Below are 15,037 nucleotides of genomic sequence, written 5' to 3'. Positions count from 1 at the left end.
TCATGCCCACACTTTGACCCATACAGCTATTTACAAACACATCTCACTGACACGCCCAGGAGTGACTATGGCCATCGCCAACACGCAGCTCTCTAGCGCCGTACACTTAACCCAGTATGCCGCGCTTGATATCAAAGGGGCCGATGCGGAGACATTTTTACAAGGCCAAACGAGCGCGCAGGTGAGTCTGGCGAACGGCATATTTGCACCGCTCACCTGCTTCTGTACTCCTAAAGGACGAATGCTGGCTAACGGCCAGTTATTGCGGCTTGGCAGCGACCATTTCCGATTAGTGCTCAATGCCTCGCTGGCGGAAACACTCGCCAACCACCTGAAAAAGTTCGCCGCCTTTTACAAAGCCGAGCTGACACGGGTGCCGACACTCACCTTTGTAGGCGCCAGCCAGTGCGCAGACGCGTTGGCGGAACAACTTAACCTCACCCTACCTGGGCAACCTTATACGCATGCTACCAGCGATAAAGGGACGGCTCTGAAGATGCCCGGCAGCCCTCGCTGGTTGTTCATGTTTGAAGAAGACCCGGCAACTAGCCTAGTTAGCAACGATGAGACCTTGCGCAACGAATGGCTGCTGGCCGATATTCGTAGCGGACTTGCATGGCTTACCGATGCCCAGCAGGATCACTTTCTACCCCAAATGCTGAACTGGGAAGCATTGGCTGGTATCAGCTTTAAAAAGGGGTGCTATACAGGCCAAGAGGTTGTCGCTCGTGCGCACTTTCGCGGTCAAGTCAAAAAGCGCTTGGTTCACGCCAGTGTTGATGCCAGTACGTTACCTGACATTGGGGAGTCCATCGTTGACGAGAGCGGAAAGTCGCTGGGCGAAGTGGTCAGTAGCGCGTTTAATAACGACCAACAGGTTGAGTTTTTGGCCGTGATGAATACGAAAGTGATGGATGAGATGCTAGCGGTCTATTGGCATCAACTGCCTATTACATTGCATGCATTGCCCTACCCTATAGAGCGCCTAGACCCTGAACAAGTGGCGGCGCAGCTTGCCTGAACGTCAACGCCTACTGTCAACGTGGGGTAGCTTAAATACCCGCGCGGCATTGGCACTACTGAGTGACGCAACGGTACTTAAGCGCTGGCCACGCAGCTTGGCTACCTCTTGTGCCACCTGAGCTAACCGCGCAGGCTCGTTTCGCTGGCCTTGATAACCGTTTAACGGCATATCAGGGCTATCTGTTTCCAGTACAAAGCCATCATCAGGCAGCTTCGCTACCACGCGACGTAAACGCTGAGCACGCTCGTAAGTAACAGCGCCGCCTACTCCTAATACATAGCCAAGATCTAAAAACCTAACCGCCTGCTCATAGGAACCGGCAAACGCATGGATAAGCCCAGCTTCAGGCAAGCAGAGCTGGCGAAGCCGCTTACTCACCGTATCGTTGGCTTTCACACAATGCACGACAACAGGCAACTTGCAGCGTTTAGCAATGCGTAGCTGCTCATCGAAGTAGCGCCACTGCTCACTCAGGCTCTCCGAAAAACGCCCATCAATACCGCACTCACCAATAGCCACGGGGCGAGCAGGGCTGGCGCCTGAAAGCTGCTGGTTCACTAACGTTTCTAGCGCACCGAGATCACTTAATTGATGCTGCGCAACAAAGTAGGGGTGAAGTCCTAAGCAGATACTGACTTCATCACGCTCAGCCAGGGCGAGCACATTGTGCCAACGCGCGCGACGCGTTCCAGGCACTATAAAATGGCCAACGCCCACTGCTTGAGCTGCGGAAAACACGCTATCACGATCCGTATCAAACTCTACAGCATCCAAGTGGCAGTGGGCGTCTATCAGCACGCTAACTCCTAAAGTATTAATGCTCGCGAGTGGGCTGGAAACGAATATCTGGCCAGCGCTCCTGAGTCATCTGTAGGTTCACCCGCGTGGGTGCAATGTAGGTCAGGTAGCCGCCGCCATCAATGGCAAGGTTGCTGCTAGCTTTACGCTTAAACTCTTCAAGCATCTTGGCATCTTCACAATATATCCAGCGAGCGGTTTGCACGTTAACGCCCTCATACAGACAGTCGACCTTGTACTCCTCTTTAAGGCGGTGGGCGACCACATCAAACTGCAGCGTACCTACCGCACCAAGGATTAGGTCATTATTATCTATCGGCATAAAGACCTGGGTCGCCCCCTCTTCAGAAAGCTGCTGAAGGCCTTTCTGGAGTGCTTTCATTTTGAGAGGATCTTTCAAACGTACACGCTTAAACAGCTCAGGGGCAAAGTGTGGAATGCCGGTAAAGCGCATATCTTCGCCTACGGTGAACGTATCGCCAATCTGGATAGTGCCGTGATTATGCAGGCCGATAATATCGCCTGGCCACGCCTCTTCCACTTGGGAACGGTCAGAGGCCATAAACGTCAGTGCATCAGCGATTTTTACATCTTTACCGATACGCACGTGGCGCATCTTCATGTTCTTTTCGTACTTGCCGGAGCAGACACGCAAAAAGGCAATCCGATCCCGGTGGTTCGGGTCCATATTGGCTTGAATTTTAAATACGAACCCGGTGAAACGCTCATCATGGGCGGTCACTTCACGGGTATTGGTTTCACGAGGCTGCGGAGCCGGCGCATGTTCTACAAAGCCGTCTAGCATTTCACGCACACCAAAGTTCCCCATCGCGGTACCGAAATAGACCGGCGATAGCTCGCCGCGGCGATAGGCATCAAGATCAAACTCATGCGACGCCCCGCGCACCAGCTCAACCTCCATACGAAGCTCTTCTGCCTGCTCCTCACCCAACACGGCGTCTACTTCTGGATTATCTAATCCCTCAATGCGCTTATCATCAGGAATACGGCTCCCCTGCCCCTGGGTATAGAGATGGATAACATCGTTATAAAGGTGATATACCCCTTTGAAATGCCGCCCCATGCCGATAGGCCAGGTCATGGGCGCGCACTGGATGTTCAACACCGTCTCCACTTCATCCATGACTTCGATTGGGTCGCGGATATCGCGATCCATTTTGTTAATAAAGGTCAGAATAGGCGTGGTACGCAGGCGACATACTTCCATAAGTTTAATGGTGCGATCCTCAACCCCTTTCGCCCCATCAATCACCATGAGCGCTGAATCAACGGCTGTCAGCGTACGGTAAGTATCTTCGGAGAAGTCTTCGTGCCCTGGCGTATCCAATAGGTTGACAATCCGTCCACCATAAGGGAACTGCATCACAGAGGTCGTCACTGAAATGCCCCGCTCCTGCTCCATTTTCATCCAGTCGGAAGTGGCATGGCGGTCATTGCGCTTGCTTTTTACCGAACCAGCCATCTGGATAGCGTTCCCAAACAGCAGCAGCTTTTCGGTGATAGTTGTTTTACCCGCGTCAGGGTGTGAAATGATAGCAAAGGTACGGCGCAGTTCAGCTTCGCGCGCTATGTTAGCGTCAGACATTAGACTCTCTGAAAGATGATGCAATTCAATCCTAGGGAGCGCGCGCAGCAGCGGCGCTTAAGTGTGCATATGGTAACGCAACTAGGCGATATCGGCATACCAGGAGACATCGCCATCGCAATGCTCAGGTAAAAATAAAGCAAAAAAAACGCCGGATAACCGGCGTTTGTATACTTGTCAGACTGATCTTCAAGCGGCAGGGGCTTACGCGAAGGTGTTGACGTTAGTGCCCAAGCTTCCTTCTTTTGCTAGATCTGGCTGAGCACTGGTGTCAGCCGATGCTAAGACTTCAGTCACTTGATCAGACTGATCTTCAAGTGCTTGTCTAAAAACCTCCATTTGGGCTTGCTCAGCGGTCTGCGCCTGGTTCATATAAAGCGCGGTGCTGACTGCACTACTTGCTGATACGTCCATACTTCACCCCACATTTCAGAAATGCATACAACCAGCGTAGCAAAACCACACTCCCCACACCAACTTTCTCATTATCTAGATTCAGCTATTTTGGTATGCAGACAGCATCAAGCAGTTCGAATTAAAAACGCTCTGCTCTAAATGGGGCCATATCGATAGCGGTTGATTTGCCTTCCATCATATCGGCCAGCAACTGCCCCGTCGCTGGCCCTAGGGTAAATCCTTGGTGGCCGTGACCAAACGCTAACCATAATCCAGGGTGGCGTGGCGCTGGGCCAATAACAGGCTTCATGTCCGGTAAGCATGGTCGTGCTCCCTTCCACGCTGCAGCATCACGACGCTCGCCAAGAGGGAAAACGGTGCGTGCCACTTTTTCGGCAGCACCCAGCTGCTGTTCATGGGCCGGTGACTCAAGGCGATCCAGCTCGGCGCCTGTTGTAAGCCTGATGCCAGCATTCATTGGCGCCAGCAAATAACCCACCTCAGCGTCCATCAACCAGTAGTGCAACTTAGCATCCGGCTGAGTTGCATAGTGCATATGGTAACCACGCTTAACAAACGTCGGGAAGTGATAGCCCAATTTCTTCAGCCACTCTCCTGCCCAAGGCCCGAGCGCTACTACTACCTCATCTGCTTCTAATTGCTCAGCAGCGGTATCGATTGTCCAACCATCTCCCTGTTGCTGGAAGCTATTAATATCGGTTTGAAGCACTCGTCCGCCTTGCTCAACAAACGAAGCAGCGTATGCAGCTACCAAACCGCCTGGATCAGCCACTGTCCATGGGTCGAGCCAGTGAATCGCTCCGATAATATCACTGCTTAAATCCGGCTCTTTTTCCGTGAGGGCCGCTCGATCCAGCACCGCAAACTGCACACCGTATAGAGAGCGTGCTTCTTCAGCCTCTTTTACTCGCTGCGCAAGCTTTGCCGGCGTGCGATAAATTTCCAGCCAGCCTTCACGGCGCACTAAATGCTCTGCACCTGCGGCTTCAATCATCGGCCCATGCGTCTCTAGGCAAAGCTGAATCAGTGAGGCCCACTCAGGAATAATCTTTTTATACAGACGCGAGGAAGAGTGGTGCCAATAACTCAGCAGAGGCGATGCCGCATTAATCATACCTGCCGGGCGATAGCGAATATCCACACGGTTATTGGGCAATACGCTGAGAATGGTCTTCATATCCCTTGGAAAAGGATAAGGTCTAACGGCTTCCCGCTGGATAATACCCGCGTTACCAAAGGAGGTTTCGCGGCCAGGCTGGCAGCGATCAACTAATGTCACCTGATGACCACGTTGCTGTAAATGCCACGCAATGCTGACACCTACCATGCCTGCCCCTAAAACCACCGTTTGACGCGCCATTCTGATGCACTCCTGCGAACGTTATTAAATAGCTTTTGCCAGTGAATGTCACAAAACCCAACTGATTGAAAAATATCACCATTTATCTGGCTTTTATACAGTTTTAAAAACTGTTTTTACTGATTTTTTTAGTTATTAATACCGTAAAAAACACAAATAAAGATGAGTTAACTAAATACGGCACGGCAATTGCTTAATCATTATGAGCACTTGCTTATAAGCACCTGCTAACGCGTCCATAAAGAGGCAAACCCAACCGCTCTGTGGCGCGGCTGTCAGTGAGCAGCACCAGAGCAGTGCTCCATGCGCACCAATATTGCACAAGGATTGCCCCATGCCTCACGCTTTTGACACCACATTAATCGATACGCTTTGGATATTATGGGCAGCAGCGTTAGTTTTCTCTATGCAGGCCGGTTTTCTCTGCCTTGAAGCGGGTACCACTAGAACCAAAAACACGATCAACGTGGCCATGAAAAACTTGGCTGACTTTGCCATTGCTGTCAGCGTTTTCTGGTTTGTGGGTTTTGGCGTTATGTTTGGCTCGTCTCATTCAGGCTGGATGGGCACCTCTTTATTTGGCTGGGAACTTGAGTCAGCCGGTAGTTGGACGCTAACCGTGTTTATTTTCCAAGCCATGTTTTGCGCCACCGCCGCCACCATTGTTGCCGGTGCTGTCGCTGAGCGGATGGCGTTTCTTGGCTACCTTTGGGCGTCATTTTGGATAGCGCTACTTATCTATCCCCTTTTCGGTCACTGGGCTTGGGGTGGTTTATTAGGAGGAGCGCCCGGATGGCTCGAAGCACTTGGCTTTATGGACTTTGCCGGTGCAACCGTCGTTCACAGCGTAGGCGGCTGGGTGGCATTAGCCGCTGTCTTGATTATCGGCCCTCGCCGTGGCAGGTTCCAACCCAACCAACCACCCGCCATGTTTCCTGCTGGCAATCTACCATTCGCCATGCTTGGCGCGCTCTTTATGATTTTAGGCTGGATTGGGTTTAATGGGGGAAGCACTCTCGCGCTCAGCAGTGACGTTCCTGGGATTATCGCCAACACCATACTCGGCGCAGTAGGCGGTATTTTATCAGCCATGCTGATGGGCTGGCGGGTACGCCGCTATGCCGATGTCATGTATGCCATTAACGGTGCTATCGCTGGGCTTGTGGCGGTTACCGCCGGCGCCAACGTTATTTCACTGTCAGCGGCATTTTTAATGGGCAGTATTAGCGGCATATTAATGGTGTTATCGAGCGAGTGGTTATTAAAACGGCATATTGATGATGCCGTAGGGGCAATACCCGCGCACTTAGTGGCGGGCATATGGGGAACCCTCGCCCTTCCCTGGTTTGCCGACCCAAACACATTAGGATTATCGCTGAGCAGAGCAGATCAATTTGGCGTTCAGCTGATAGGTGTCCTTGTATGCGGTGCTTGGAGCTTTGGCATGGCGTGGCTGCTATTTAAAACCACGCAGCGTTTATTACCCAACGTTTTACCGCTACGCGTCTCTGCTGACGCTGAAAAAATGGGCCTGAACCTCGCCGAGCACGGTGCGAAAAACGAACTCAACCAGCTGTTGGAACATATGCGTCAGCATGAGCAACAAGGCGATATGCGACAACGCATAGATGCAGACCCGTTTACTGAGGTAGGCGAAATCGCCGCCGGTTACAACCGCGTGTCAGCGGCACTAGAACGAGCGGTAGGCCACACCCAGGTGATGCTGCGCAATTTACGTGACGGCGTCATTACCTGGCAGGCGGACGGCATCTTGACCGACCTTAACCCAGGGGCTGAGGCACTCTTTGGTGTCACTGCTGACCAACTGATTGGCAAACACGTCAGTGAACTATTGCCCGACCACCCACTCACCCCGGGAGCGCGCCATGAAGTCAAAAGGCGCACCGATGAGCAGCAAATACGCTATCTGGAGGTGCAGGTCAGTGAGGGTGCGCTTGGCTCTGCCTCGGAGTGTTCTGGCATGGTGCGCGATATTACCGAGCGCAAACAGCTCCAAGAGCAACTCAATCGCGAACGAGACCTTGCTCGCACAACGTTAGCCTCCATCGGCGATGGTGTCATTACCTGTGACGCCAGTGGCAACGTCACCTTTCTGAATGCAGAGGCCCAGCGGCTCACTGGATGGGACTTTAAAGAAGCTCTCAACAAACCGATTCAAATGATTTATCAATTGCGTGACGAACTCCACGACCAGCCTCTCAACAACCCTGCCCGTCAGGTACTCACCCAACACAAGGCCGTTCACTTTAGAGAACAATGCCAATTAGTCGATCAAAACAACAAACGCCACCCTATCCAGCACAGTGCAGCCCCCATTCGCTCACGCAATGGCTTAACGCTAGGGGCGGTGGTTGTTTTCCAAGATGTAAGCTTGACCCACAAACTATCTGAACAACTCAATTACCAAGCCACTCACGATAACTTGACCGGTTTAATTAATCGTCGGGCGTTTGAAACACTGCTAACCGAGCTGCTTGAGCAACCCCAAAGCTCTCATGTGCTCTGCTACTTGGACCTTGATCAATTCAAAATAGTGAACGACACCTGCGGCCACTTGGCGGGCGATGAGCTGTTAAGACAGGTCGCGGTGAAACTCAAATCCCACGTGCGCAACAGCGATACCGTTGCCCGACTTGGCGGTGATGAGTTTGCTCTTATCCTGCCAGATTGCCCGCTAGATAAAGCCAAGCTGATTTGCGAAGCAGTGCGACGCGACATCGAATGTTTCCGCTTTGCCTGGAAAGACCACACGTTCGGCATAGGGGTCAGCATTGGCATCGTCCCTATCGCATCAGAACAACCGATGCGCCTATCCGACACGCTGCATGCCGCCGATGCCGCCTGCTATAGTGCCAAAGAAGCGGGACGTAACCGTATTCACTGCCATCAACCAGACGACCACTTTTTGTTAGAGCGCCATGGGCAATTAGCGTGGTTTCAGCGGCTTCAAAACGCACTAGACAATGATAGCTTCAGACTTTTCTCACAACCTGTTCAAACGGTATGCGGCACAGGCCCTGGCTATCGAGAAATTCTGCTGCGCCTTGAAGAGAACGGCACGCTTATCTCCCCAGGCAGCTTTATGCCTGCGGCTGAGCGTTATCATTTTATGGTGCGCATCGACCGCTGGGTAGTTCGTAATACGCTTGCATGGCTCACCGATCGCTATCGCTGCTTAGTCAGCCAGGATGCGACACCTGATAGTGAGACGAGTAAGGTTGGTTATTGGGGAATCAATTTATCGGGCGATTCACTTTCAGACAGCGATTTTTGCCGCGACCTCATTCAACAGGTGCAACGCGCAGATTTACCCGCAGGAAGTTTGTGTTTTGAAATAACAGAAAGTGCGGCCATTGCTCAGCTCTCAAAAGTCAGCGAGCTGATTCACGCATTAAAAAAGTGTGGTTGCCGGTTCGCCTTAGATGATTTTGGCACCGGGCTGTCATCGTTTAGCTACCTAAAACATCTGCCAGTGGATTTTTTAAAAATAGATGGCAGTTTTATTCGCAACATCCACCAAGATCCCATCGATAGCGCAATGGTGGAAGCCATTCACTCTGTTAGCAAAGCACTAGCCTTGGACACCATCGCAGAGCATGTCGAAACAAAAGAAACGCTAGCTAAACTGCAGTCATTGGGAATTGATTTTGCACAAGGGTACTTACTGGGGGAGCCTGAACCGATTACTGATACCGTCGATACCAATATCAAATTAATGCCGAGGTGAAAACGCTGAGGGGTACATCGTGGAGAGAAGAACTATCGTCTTAAAGATATGTAATTTTAAAGCTATGAATATTAACGAAGATAAGAGTTGATAAGCGCTGGAAAGCAAAAAAAGCTTATTGGAATTAATGGGGAAGCATACAAGGAGGGGAAAGGTTAATGGGGTGGATGATGGGGATCGAACCCACGACCACCGGAGCCACAATCCGGGGCTCTACCACTGAGCTACATCCACCACAACCTAAAACTGGAAAGTACATATCATCAATGGGGTGGATGATGGGGATCGAACCCACGACCACCGGAGCCACAATCCGGGGCTCTACCACTGAGCTACATCCACCATAGATGAAGTACTTCAAGAACAACTTTTTGATCGCTGCATGTGAACGCTATTATCAATTTAGCCACTTGAAAGATAAAGTGATTAAATTAATGGCGCGCCCAGCAGGACTTGAACCCGCAACCTACGGCTTAGAAGGCCGTTGCTCTATCCGGTTGAGCTATAGGCGCACATGAGGCATTCCAATGTTCAGAATACTGATGAGCACTTGACAACAACCAAAGTCTGGAAAAGCAAGCTACCACCTTCCGCGCTAGGTATGTGGTCGGGATGGAGGGATTCGAACCCCCGACATCCTGCTCCCAAAGCAGGCGCGCTACCAGACTGCGCTACATCCCGATTTCTTACCTTAGACGCTGCTGCATATCCCGTCTCAAGCGAGGCTTATATTACTACTTTTAATTTTAAAGTCAACACTTAAAGTGATTGATTCGATAGACGCTTTGCCTTCCCGCCCTAGCATGCGAAAATTGCCCCTTATAGAAAGCACCTTGCTGCGCACGTTTAGCAGCCTGCTTCGCTCTTCCACTTCGTATAGGGATCTCTACATGGCCGCCCAACTCATCGATGGCAAAGCCATTGCCGCTAATGTCCGTCACGCCGTTGCCGAAAAAGTCAGCGCACGCCAACAAGCCGGCGTTCGAGCACCCGGACTAGCCGTTGTCGTGGTTGGCGAAGACCCAGCGTCTCACGTTTATGTCAGTAATAAGCATCGCGCCTGCGAGCAGGCGGGCATTCTCTCTTTCCAACATGCCCTGCCCGCCAATACGACGCAGGCAACACTAGAGGCTTTAGTCGATCGTTTAAACGATGACCCAGCGGTAGACGGTATTCTGGTTCAGCTACCGTTGCCAGAGCATATGGATGCTAGACCAATTTTAGAACGCATTCGCCCTGACAAGGACGTTGACGGCTTTCACCCCTATAACATTGGCCGCTTGGCACAGCGCATACCGTCACTCCGCCCTTGTACACCCAAAGGCATTATGACGATGCTGGCACAAACCGGCATTGCAGTGCGTGGGTTAGATGCCACCGTTGTCGGCGCCTCTAACATCGTGGGCCGCCCTATGGCACTGGAGCTGATGCTTGCAGGCTGCACCACAACGGTTTGTCATCGTTTTACCCAAAACCTTCAGGCGCATGTTAGCCGTGCTGATCTGCTGGTGGTTGCTGTCGGAAAACCGGGTATCGTCAATAGCGAATGGATCAAGCCTGGCGCGATTGTTATCGATGTAGGTATTAACCGACAAGAAGATGGTTCACTGGCGGGAGATGTCGACTTTGCCATCGCCGCTGAACGCGCCAGCTTTATAACGCCGGTACCCGGCGGCGTAGGACCGATGACCGTTGCCACTCTTCTTGAGAACACCCTAGAGGCCGCTGAACGCCACGACCAAACGCCGTAATAAGGCTAATTATTAACGCCACTTACCGATGGCACTAAATAACCAAGGAGCACCCTAACGTGCGACGGATTGGAATTATTGGCGCGATGGCGCAAGAAGTTAGCCTATTAGCAAGCCAGCTTGAAAATGCTGAGCGTTATGAACACGCTGGCTTTGTCTTTTATACCGGCACGCGTCATGGCCTCGAAATTGTGGTTTTGCAGTCAGGCATTGGCAAAGTCAACGCCGCGGTGGGCACTGCGATACTGCTTGAGCGCCATCAACCTGACGCTATCATTAACACCGGCTCAGCAGGCGGCTTCGCTACCGATCTGAGCATCGGCGATGTCATCATTTCTGATGAAGTTCGTCACCATGATGTGGACGCCGTCGTGTTCGGCTACGAGTTAGGTCAAGTGCCCGGCATGCCCGCCGCTTATCAGGCTGATAAGCAGCTACGCGACGTAGCACGCGGCGCCATTACAGCGCTGGGGGAAGTGAACGTTCGTGAAGGATTAATCGCCACAGGAGACGCCTTTATGGCCGATCCGGAACGCGTGGCCATTACCCGCGCACAGTTCCCTACGATGCTGGCAGTTGAAATGGAAGGCGCCGCAATTGCACAAACCTGCCACCTCTACGGGTGCCCATTTGTGGTTATCCGCGCGCTTTCGGATATTCCCGGCAGCGGCGACAACCACCTCTCTTTTGAACAGTTTCTCGATATCGCCGCAGATCACTCCGCCCGTATGGTTGATCAAATGCTAATCGCGCTCGGCAATGCTTAAGTTCACTTTATCGTGACGCAAAACGGAGCCATGCGGCTCCGTTTTGCGTAAAACGCTTGAGGTTATCCTATGCAAGCTGTTTAGGCACCTTTAAGCGCCCACGGCAGGGTTTCACCTGCCATGAGCGGAATAATGTCCTGCCCATCAGCGTAGGGGAAGCGTTCCGGCAGACGCCATTCACGGCGCTCAAGCGTCACGGTTTCTGCATTGGGGGAAAGCCCGTAAAAACGCGGCCCATTTAAGCTTGCAAAAGCTTCAAGCTTATCTAGCGCCTGCATCTCTTCAAAGGCAACGGCATAGAGTTCGATTGCCGCAGGTGCGGTATAAGCACCAGCGCAGCCACAGCTCGACTCTTTATCACCTTGAGCATGCGGCGCACTATCGGTACCCAGGAAAAATTTAGGGCTTCCACTGGTCGCTGCTTTGAGTAATGCCTGGCGGTGCTGTTCGCGTTTTAAAATTGGCAAACAGTAATAATGGGGACGAATGCCGCCCGCCAGCATTTTATTACGGTTAAACAGCAAATGGTGAGCCGTAATGGTCGCTGCAATGTTATCGGACGCGGCCGCAACAAATTCAGCCGCCTGCTGGGTGGTGATGTGTTCAAACACCACCTTGAGATTAGGGTGTCTCGCCAGCAGTGGCTTCATTACTCGCTCTATGAACGCTGCTTCGCGGTCGAAAATATCGATATCACTATCGGTGACTTCACCGTGTACCAGCAGTGGCATTCCCAGCTTGGCCATCATCGTAATGGCTTCATCACAGTGGGCAATATCCGTAACGCCAGAGGCTGAATTAGTTGTCGCCCCCGCTGGATAAAGCTTAACGGCTTTAACCACGCCGCTCTCAACCGCTTTTTCAATTTCACTGGCAGGGGTTGTATCAGTCAAGTAGAGCGTCATGAGCGGCTCAAACTGGCTACCACTGGGAAGTGCTGCCAAGATGCGTTCGCGGTAAGCAATGGCCTGCTCGGTGGTGGTCACGGGAGGCTTGAGGTTTGGCATAATAATAGCACGGCCCATTTGGGCGGCGGTGTGGCCTACCACCGCTTTTAGCGCCTCGTCATCGCGTAAATGGAGGTGCCAATCATCGGGGCGGGTTAACGTAATAGCGTCCACGGCTTGTCCTGTGCTTATCTGGTTGTAGAGTAAACGGGCAGAGAAATCGAGAGCGCACAGTATACCCAATACAGCGGGGTATAAATCTACCGATGTGCCCCACAGCCCTTATCAAGTGTCGTATCATGGCGGCACTTTGTAGGATCAAGGATCTCGTTGTTTATGCAGAACGTGCGACGCTATGCGGACATTATCGCCAGCATTGAAGGCTTAATGTGGCTTGGGCTTGCCTGGTCTATTTCCATTTCAATGTACAAAGGCAGCACAGAGCCTACCGTTGCAATGCTATTTGTGGTTGGTGCCTTAGTGCTCATTTGCTGGGCACACCGCCCTCTGCGCTATTTATTGCGGCGCTACCATATCCGCAAGCGGCGAACAGACATGTGGATTCATACGCTTGCCTTACCGCTCCTTTTGGCAATGTTTTTCCACATTATGCTTGAAGCCCTGGTGGGGAGCGCCTGGCTACCTCCCAAAATGCTGTTGTTCAACTTTTTAGCCTCAGCGGGGTGGTTAACCTTTGTTATGACTCTCTTTATCAAGTTTGTGATTCATAGTGTTAAATCATCAGGTAAATAAAACCGCCATGCCGACCGCACTCCCTCTGCCTCTATCAACGCCCAACCGCAATCTTGTCCGGTTAACCATTGTTCGCGGCATTACATGGACCGGCTTTTTACTAGCGATTATTGTCGGCATCGAATTCTTAGCCTTTGATCTGCCGGTGACAGCGGTCGTTGGTGTCGTTATTGCAATGGGCGTGCTTAATATTGCCACTTGGTGGCGCCTTGGCAGGCCCCGGGCGGTCAAGCATATTGAGTACCTTTCCCACCTACTGGCGGACGTGGCCGGTTTAACGTTGCTATTTTATTTTTCCGGCGGCTCCACCAACCCGTTTATCACGTACTACCTCGTACCGGTCACCATTGCCGCCGCTACGCTGCCTTGGCGCCATGCCTGGGCAGTGGCCGCCTGCTCCATGGCGGGCTACACCTTCTTAATGTTTTACTATTACCCCATTCCACAATTAGGCCATATCAATAGCGATGGCCCCCTCAGCCTTCATGTGCTGGGTATGTGGCTCAACTTTGGTCTTTCCGCAGGCCTGGTGACTTTTTTTATTTATAAAATGGCGCACGCGCTGCGTAATCGGGACAAAGCCTTATCGCTTACCCGAGAATCGGCCCTGCGCAACGAACAGGTTTTAGCGGTGGCGACCCAAGCGGCGGGCACAGCCCACGAACTAGGCACTCCCCTCTCTACCATGGCGGTATTACTTAAAGAGATGCAAGATGAAGCGCCTTCGGGAAGCGTGCTTCAGCAAGATATTTCGTTACTGCGCCAGCAAGTTGATGTATGCAAATCACGCTTACAACACCTGGTGACCAATGCGGACCGTCGGCGTATGGCAGAACCTGAAGTGCTCGATGCGGAAGTGTGGCTAGCAGGCGTCGTTCAGCGCTGGCTGGTCATCAGACCCGATGTTAGCCATCACTTTGATGTTACCGAGCGACGTGGACGCCCCTGGCTTGCCGTGGATGCAACCCTTGACCAAGCCCTCACCAATTTATTAAACAACGCCGCTGATGCCAATCCAGAGAAGATTGCCATCCGGCTAGACTGGCAGGAAGAGAGCGTTATTATCGATATCCGCGATCATGGCCCCGGCATTGCCATGTCTATTGCTGATCAACTGGGGGATACCTTCATCTCAACAAAGAGCAAGGGTATGGGCATTGGATTGTTTTTAACCCATGCCACGATTAACCGCCTGGGTGGAGGCGTTAGACTGTACAATCACCCTGAAGGCGGCACATTAACGGAAGTAACACTTCCGCGCTGCTCCGCCCCAGATAGGTAACAGCGGCATGGCAGCCGCAGCAACATCGAGGACATCATGCAGACCCACGAGCAACGCCTTCTAATCGTTGATGACGATGAAATGTTTTGCCATGTATTAAACCGAGCACTTACCCGCCGTGGCTTTGAAGTAATGGTGGCCCACGATGCCGATCAGGCACTCACAATAGCCGCACAATTTTTACCAACGATGGCAACGTTGGATCTAAAACTTGAACACAGTTCAGGACTCAAACTGCTCCCTGACCTGCTTACTACCGTTCCCCACTGCCGTGTTGTAGTGCTTACCGGGTACTCCAGTATTGCTACCGCTGTCGAAGCGATAAAACTGGGAGCCGTCAACTACCTCTGTAAACCTGCTGACGCCGATGACGTGATCCATGCGTTTGAACAGCAAGAAGGTGACCCCAATATCCAGCTGGCAGACAACCCACCTTCGATTAACCGTATTACCTGGGAGCACATCCAAAAAGTACTCCAAGAGCATGATGGCAACATTTCAGCTACGGCCCGCGCACTAGGCATGCACCGGCGCACTCTGCAGCGCAAATTACAAAAGCGCCCGGTTCGCCGCTAACGCTAGTA

12 protein-coding genes and 4 tRNA genes are annotated in these 15,037 nt (G+C 52.1%); 7 read left to right on the top strand and 9 right to left on the bottom strand.

Annotated elements, in window-relative coordinates:
- The first annotated feature begins 67 nt into the window (after positions 1-67).
- Positions 68-1,021, top strand: a complete 954-nt coding sequence (locus LOS15_RS05855; RefSeq protein ID WP_263068759.1) for a YgfZ/GcvT domain-containing protein — start codon at positions 68-70, stop codon at positions 1,019-1,021.
- A 3-nt stretch (positions 1,022-1,024) separates the two neighbouring features.
- Here the strand turns inward: LOS15_RS05855 and LOS15_RS05850 are convergent, their stop codons facing one another.
- From LOS15_RS05850 to LOS15_RS05835, 4 genes are all read right to left on the bottom strand, one after another.
- Entirely contained in the window at positions 1,025-1,822 is a 798-nt protein-coding gene (locus tag LOS15_RS05850; RefSeq protein WP_263068757.1) for a TatD family hydrolase, read from the bottom strand.
- Between the two features lie 16 nt (positions 1,823-1,838).
- A complete protein-coding gene (locus LOS15_RS05845) occupies positions 1,839-3,428 on the bottom strand; it encodes a peptide chain release factor 3 (protein WP_263068754.1) in 1,590 nt (529 codons plus the stop codon).
- 204 nt (positions 3,429-3,632) lie between these two features.
- A complete protein-coding gene (locus LOS15_RS05840) occupies positions 3,633-3,842 on the bottom strand; it encodes a putative motility protein (RefSeq protein ID WP_263068752.1) in 210 nt (69 codons plus the stop codon).
- Positions 3,843-3,963: 121 nt separating this feature from the next.
- Positions 3,964-5,205, bottom strand: coding sequence for an NAD(P)/FAD-dependent oxidoreductase (locus LOS15_RS05835; RefSeq protein ID WP_263068749.1), 1,242 nt, complete (start codon positions 5,203-5,205; stop codon positions 3,964-3,966).
- A 334-nt stretch (positions 5,206-5,539) separates the two neighbouring features.
- On the opposite strand from LOS15_RS05835, the gene amt reads away from it, so the two are divergent.
- Positions 5,540-8,953, top strand: a complete 3,414-nt coding sequence (gene amt / locus LOS15_RS05830; protein ID WP_263068747.1) for an ammonium transporter — start codon at positions 5,540-5,542, stop codon at positions 8,951-8,953.
- Between the two features lie 159 nt (positions 8,954-9,112).
- Here amt and LOS15_RS05825 read toward each other — a convergent pair.
- From LOS15_RS05825 to LOS15_RS05810, 4 genes are all read right to left on the bottom strand, one after another.
- Positions 9,113-9,187, bottom strand: a tRNA-His gene (locus LOS15_RS05825).
- A 33-nt stretch (positions 9,188-9,220) separates the two neighbouring features.
- Positions 9,221-9,295 (bottom strand) — tRNA-His (locus LOS15_RS05820).
- Between the two features lie 93 nt (positions 9,296-9,388).
- Positions 9,389-9,465, bottom strand: a tRNA-Arg gene (locus tag LOS15_RS05815).
- 92 nt (positions 9,466-9,557) lie between these two features.
- Positions 9,558-9,634: transfer RNA gene (locus LOS15_RS05810), tRNA-Pro, on the bottom strand.
- Between the two features lie 209 nt (positions 9,635-9,843).
- Between LOS15_RS05810 and folD the strand changes: the two genes are divergently transcribed.
- Entirely contained in the window at positions 9,844-10,704 is an 861-nt protein-coding gene (gene folD / locus LOS15_RS05805) for a bifunctional methylenetetrahydrofolate dehydrogenase/methenyltetrahydrofolate cyclohydrolase FolD (protein ID WP_263068744.1), read from the top strand.
- A gap of 59 nt (positions 10,705-10,763) precedes the next feature.
- Complete coding sequence (gene mtnN, locus LOS15_RS05800; protein ID WP_263068742.1) at positions 10,764-11,471, top strand: 5'-methylthioadenosine/S-adenosylhomocysteine nucleosidase; 708 nt, start codon at positions 10,764-10,766, stop codon at positions 11,469-11,471.
- Positions 11,472-11,551: 80 nt separating this feature from the next.
- On the opposite strand, the gene pyrC is transcribed toward mtnN, so the two are convergent.
- Positions 11,552-12,592, bottom strand: coding sequence for a dihydroorotase (pyrC, locus tag LOS15_RS05795; protein ID WP_263068739.1), 1,041 nt, complete (start codon positions 12,590-12,592; stop codon positions 11,552-11,554).
- Positions 12,593-12,754: 162 nt separating this feature from the next.
- On the opposite strand from pyrC, the gene LOS15_RS05790 reads away from it, so the two are divergent.
- The 3 genes from LOS15_RS05790 to LOS15_RS05780 are packed head-to-tail and all read left to right on the top strand — an operon-like array spanning position 12,755 to position 15,029.
- Positions 12,755-13,171, top strand: a complete 417-nt coding sequence (locus LOS15_RS05790; protein ID WP_263068737.1) for a hypothetical protein — start codon at positions 12,755-12,757, stop codon at positions 13,169-13,171.
- 7 nt (positions 13,172-13,178) lie between these two features.
- Positions 13,179-14,453 carry an ATP-binding protein gene (locus LOS15_RS05785; protein ID WP_263068735.1) on the top strand — a complete coding sequence of 425 codons (1,275 nt, stop codon included), beginning with the start codon at positions 13,179-13,181 and terminating at the stop codon, positions 14,451-14,453.
- Between the two features lie 36 nt (positions 14,454-14,489).
- A complete protein-coding gene (locus LOS15_RS05780; RefSeq protein ID WP_263068734.1) occupies positions 14,490-15,029 on the top strand; it encodes a response regulator transcription factor in 540 nt (179 codons plus the stop codon).
- Positions 15,030-15,037: the final 8 nt, after the last annotated feature.

Source organism: Halomonas sp. 7T, from assembly GCF_025643255.1.
GTDB lineage: Bacteria > Pseudomonadota > Gammaproteobacteria > Pseudomonadales > Halomonadaceae > Vreelandella.
The sequence above is the reverse complement of the archived record's forward strand: the minus strand, read 5'-3'. Positions and strand labels throughout refer to the sequence as shown.

Coding starts and splice junctions, on each gene's coding strand:
- amt (WP_263068747.1), top strand. CDS start 5,540: ATGCCTCACGCTTTTGACACCACATTAATCGATACGCTTTGGATATTA.
- LOS15_RS05790 (WP_263068737.1), top strand. CDS start 12,755: ATGCAGAACGTGCGACGCTATGCGGACATTATCGCCAGCATTGAAGGC.
- LOS15_RS05845 (WP_263068754.1), bottom strand. CDS start 3,428: ATGTCTGACGCTAACATAGCGCGCGAAGCTGAACTGCGCCGTACCTTT.
- LOS15_RS05840 (WP_263068752.1), bottom strand. CDS start 3,842: ATGGACGTATCAGCAAGTAGTGCAGTCAGCACCGCGCTTTATATGAAC.
- LOS15_RS05835 (WP_263068749.1), bottom strand. CDS start 5,205: ATGGCGCGTCAAACGGTGGTTTTAGGGGCAGGCATGGTAGGTGTCAGC.
- LOS15_RS05855 (WP_263068759.1), top strand. CDS start 68: ATGGCCATCGCCAACACGCAGCTCTCTAGCGCCGTACACTTAACCCAG.
- folD (WP_263068744.1), top strand. CDS start 9,844: ATGGCCGCCCAACTCATCGATGGCAAAGCCATTGCCGCTAATGTCCGT.
- LOS15_RS05780 (WP_263068734.1), top strand. CDS start 14,490: ATGCAGACCCACGAGCAACGCCTTCTAATCGTTGATGACGATGAAATG.
- LOS15_RS05785 (WP_263068735.1), top strand. CDS start 13,179: ATGCCGACCGCACTCCCTCTGCCTCTATCAACGCCCAACCGCAATCTT.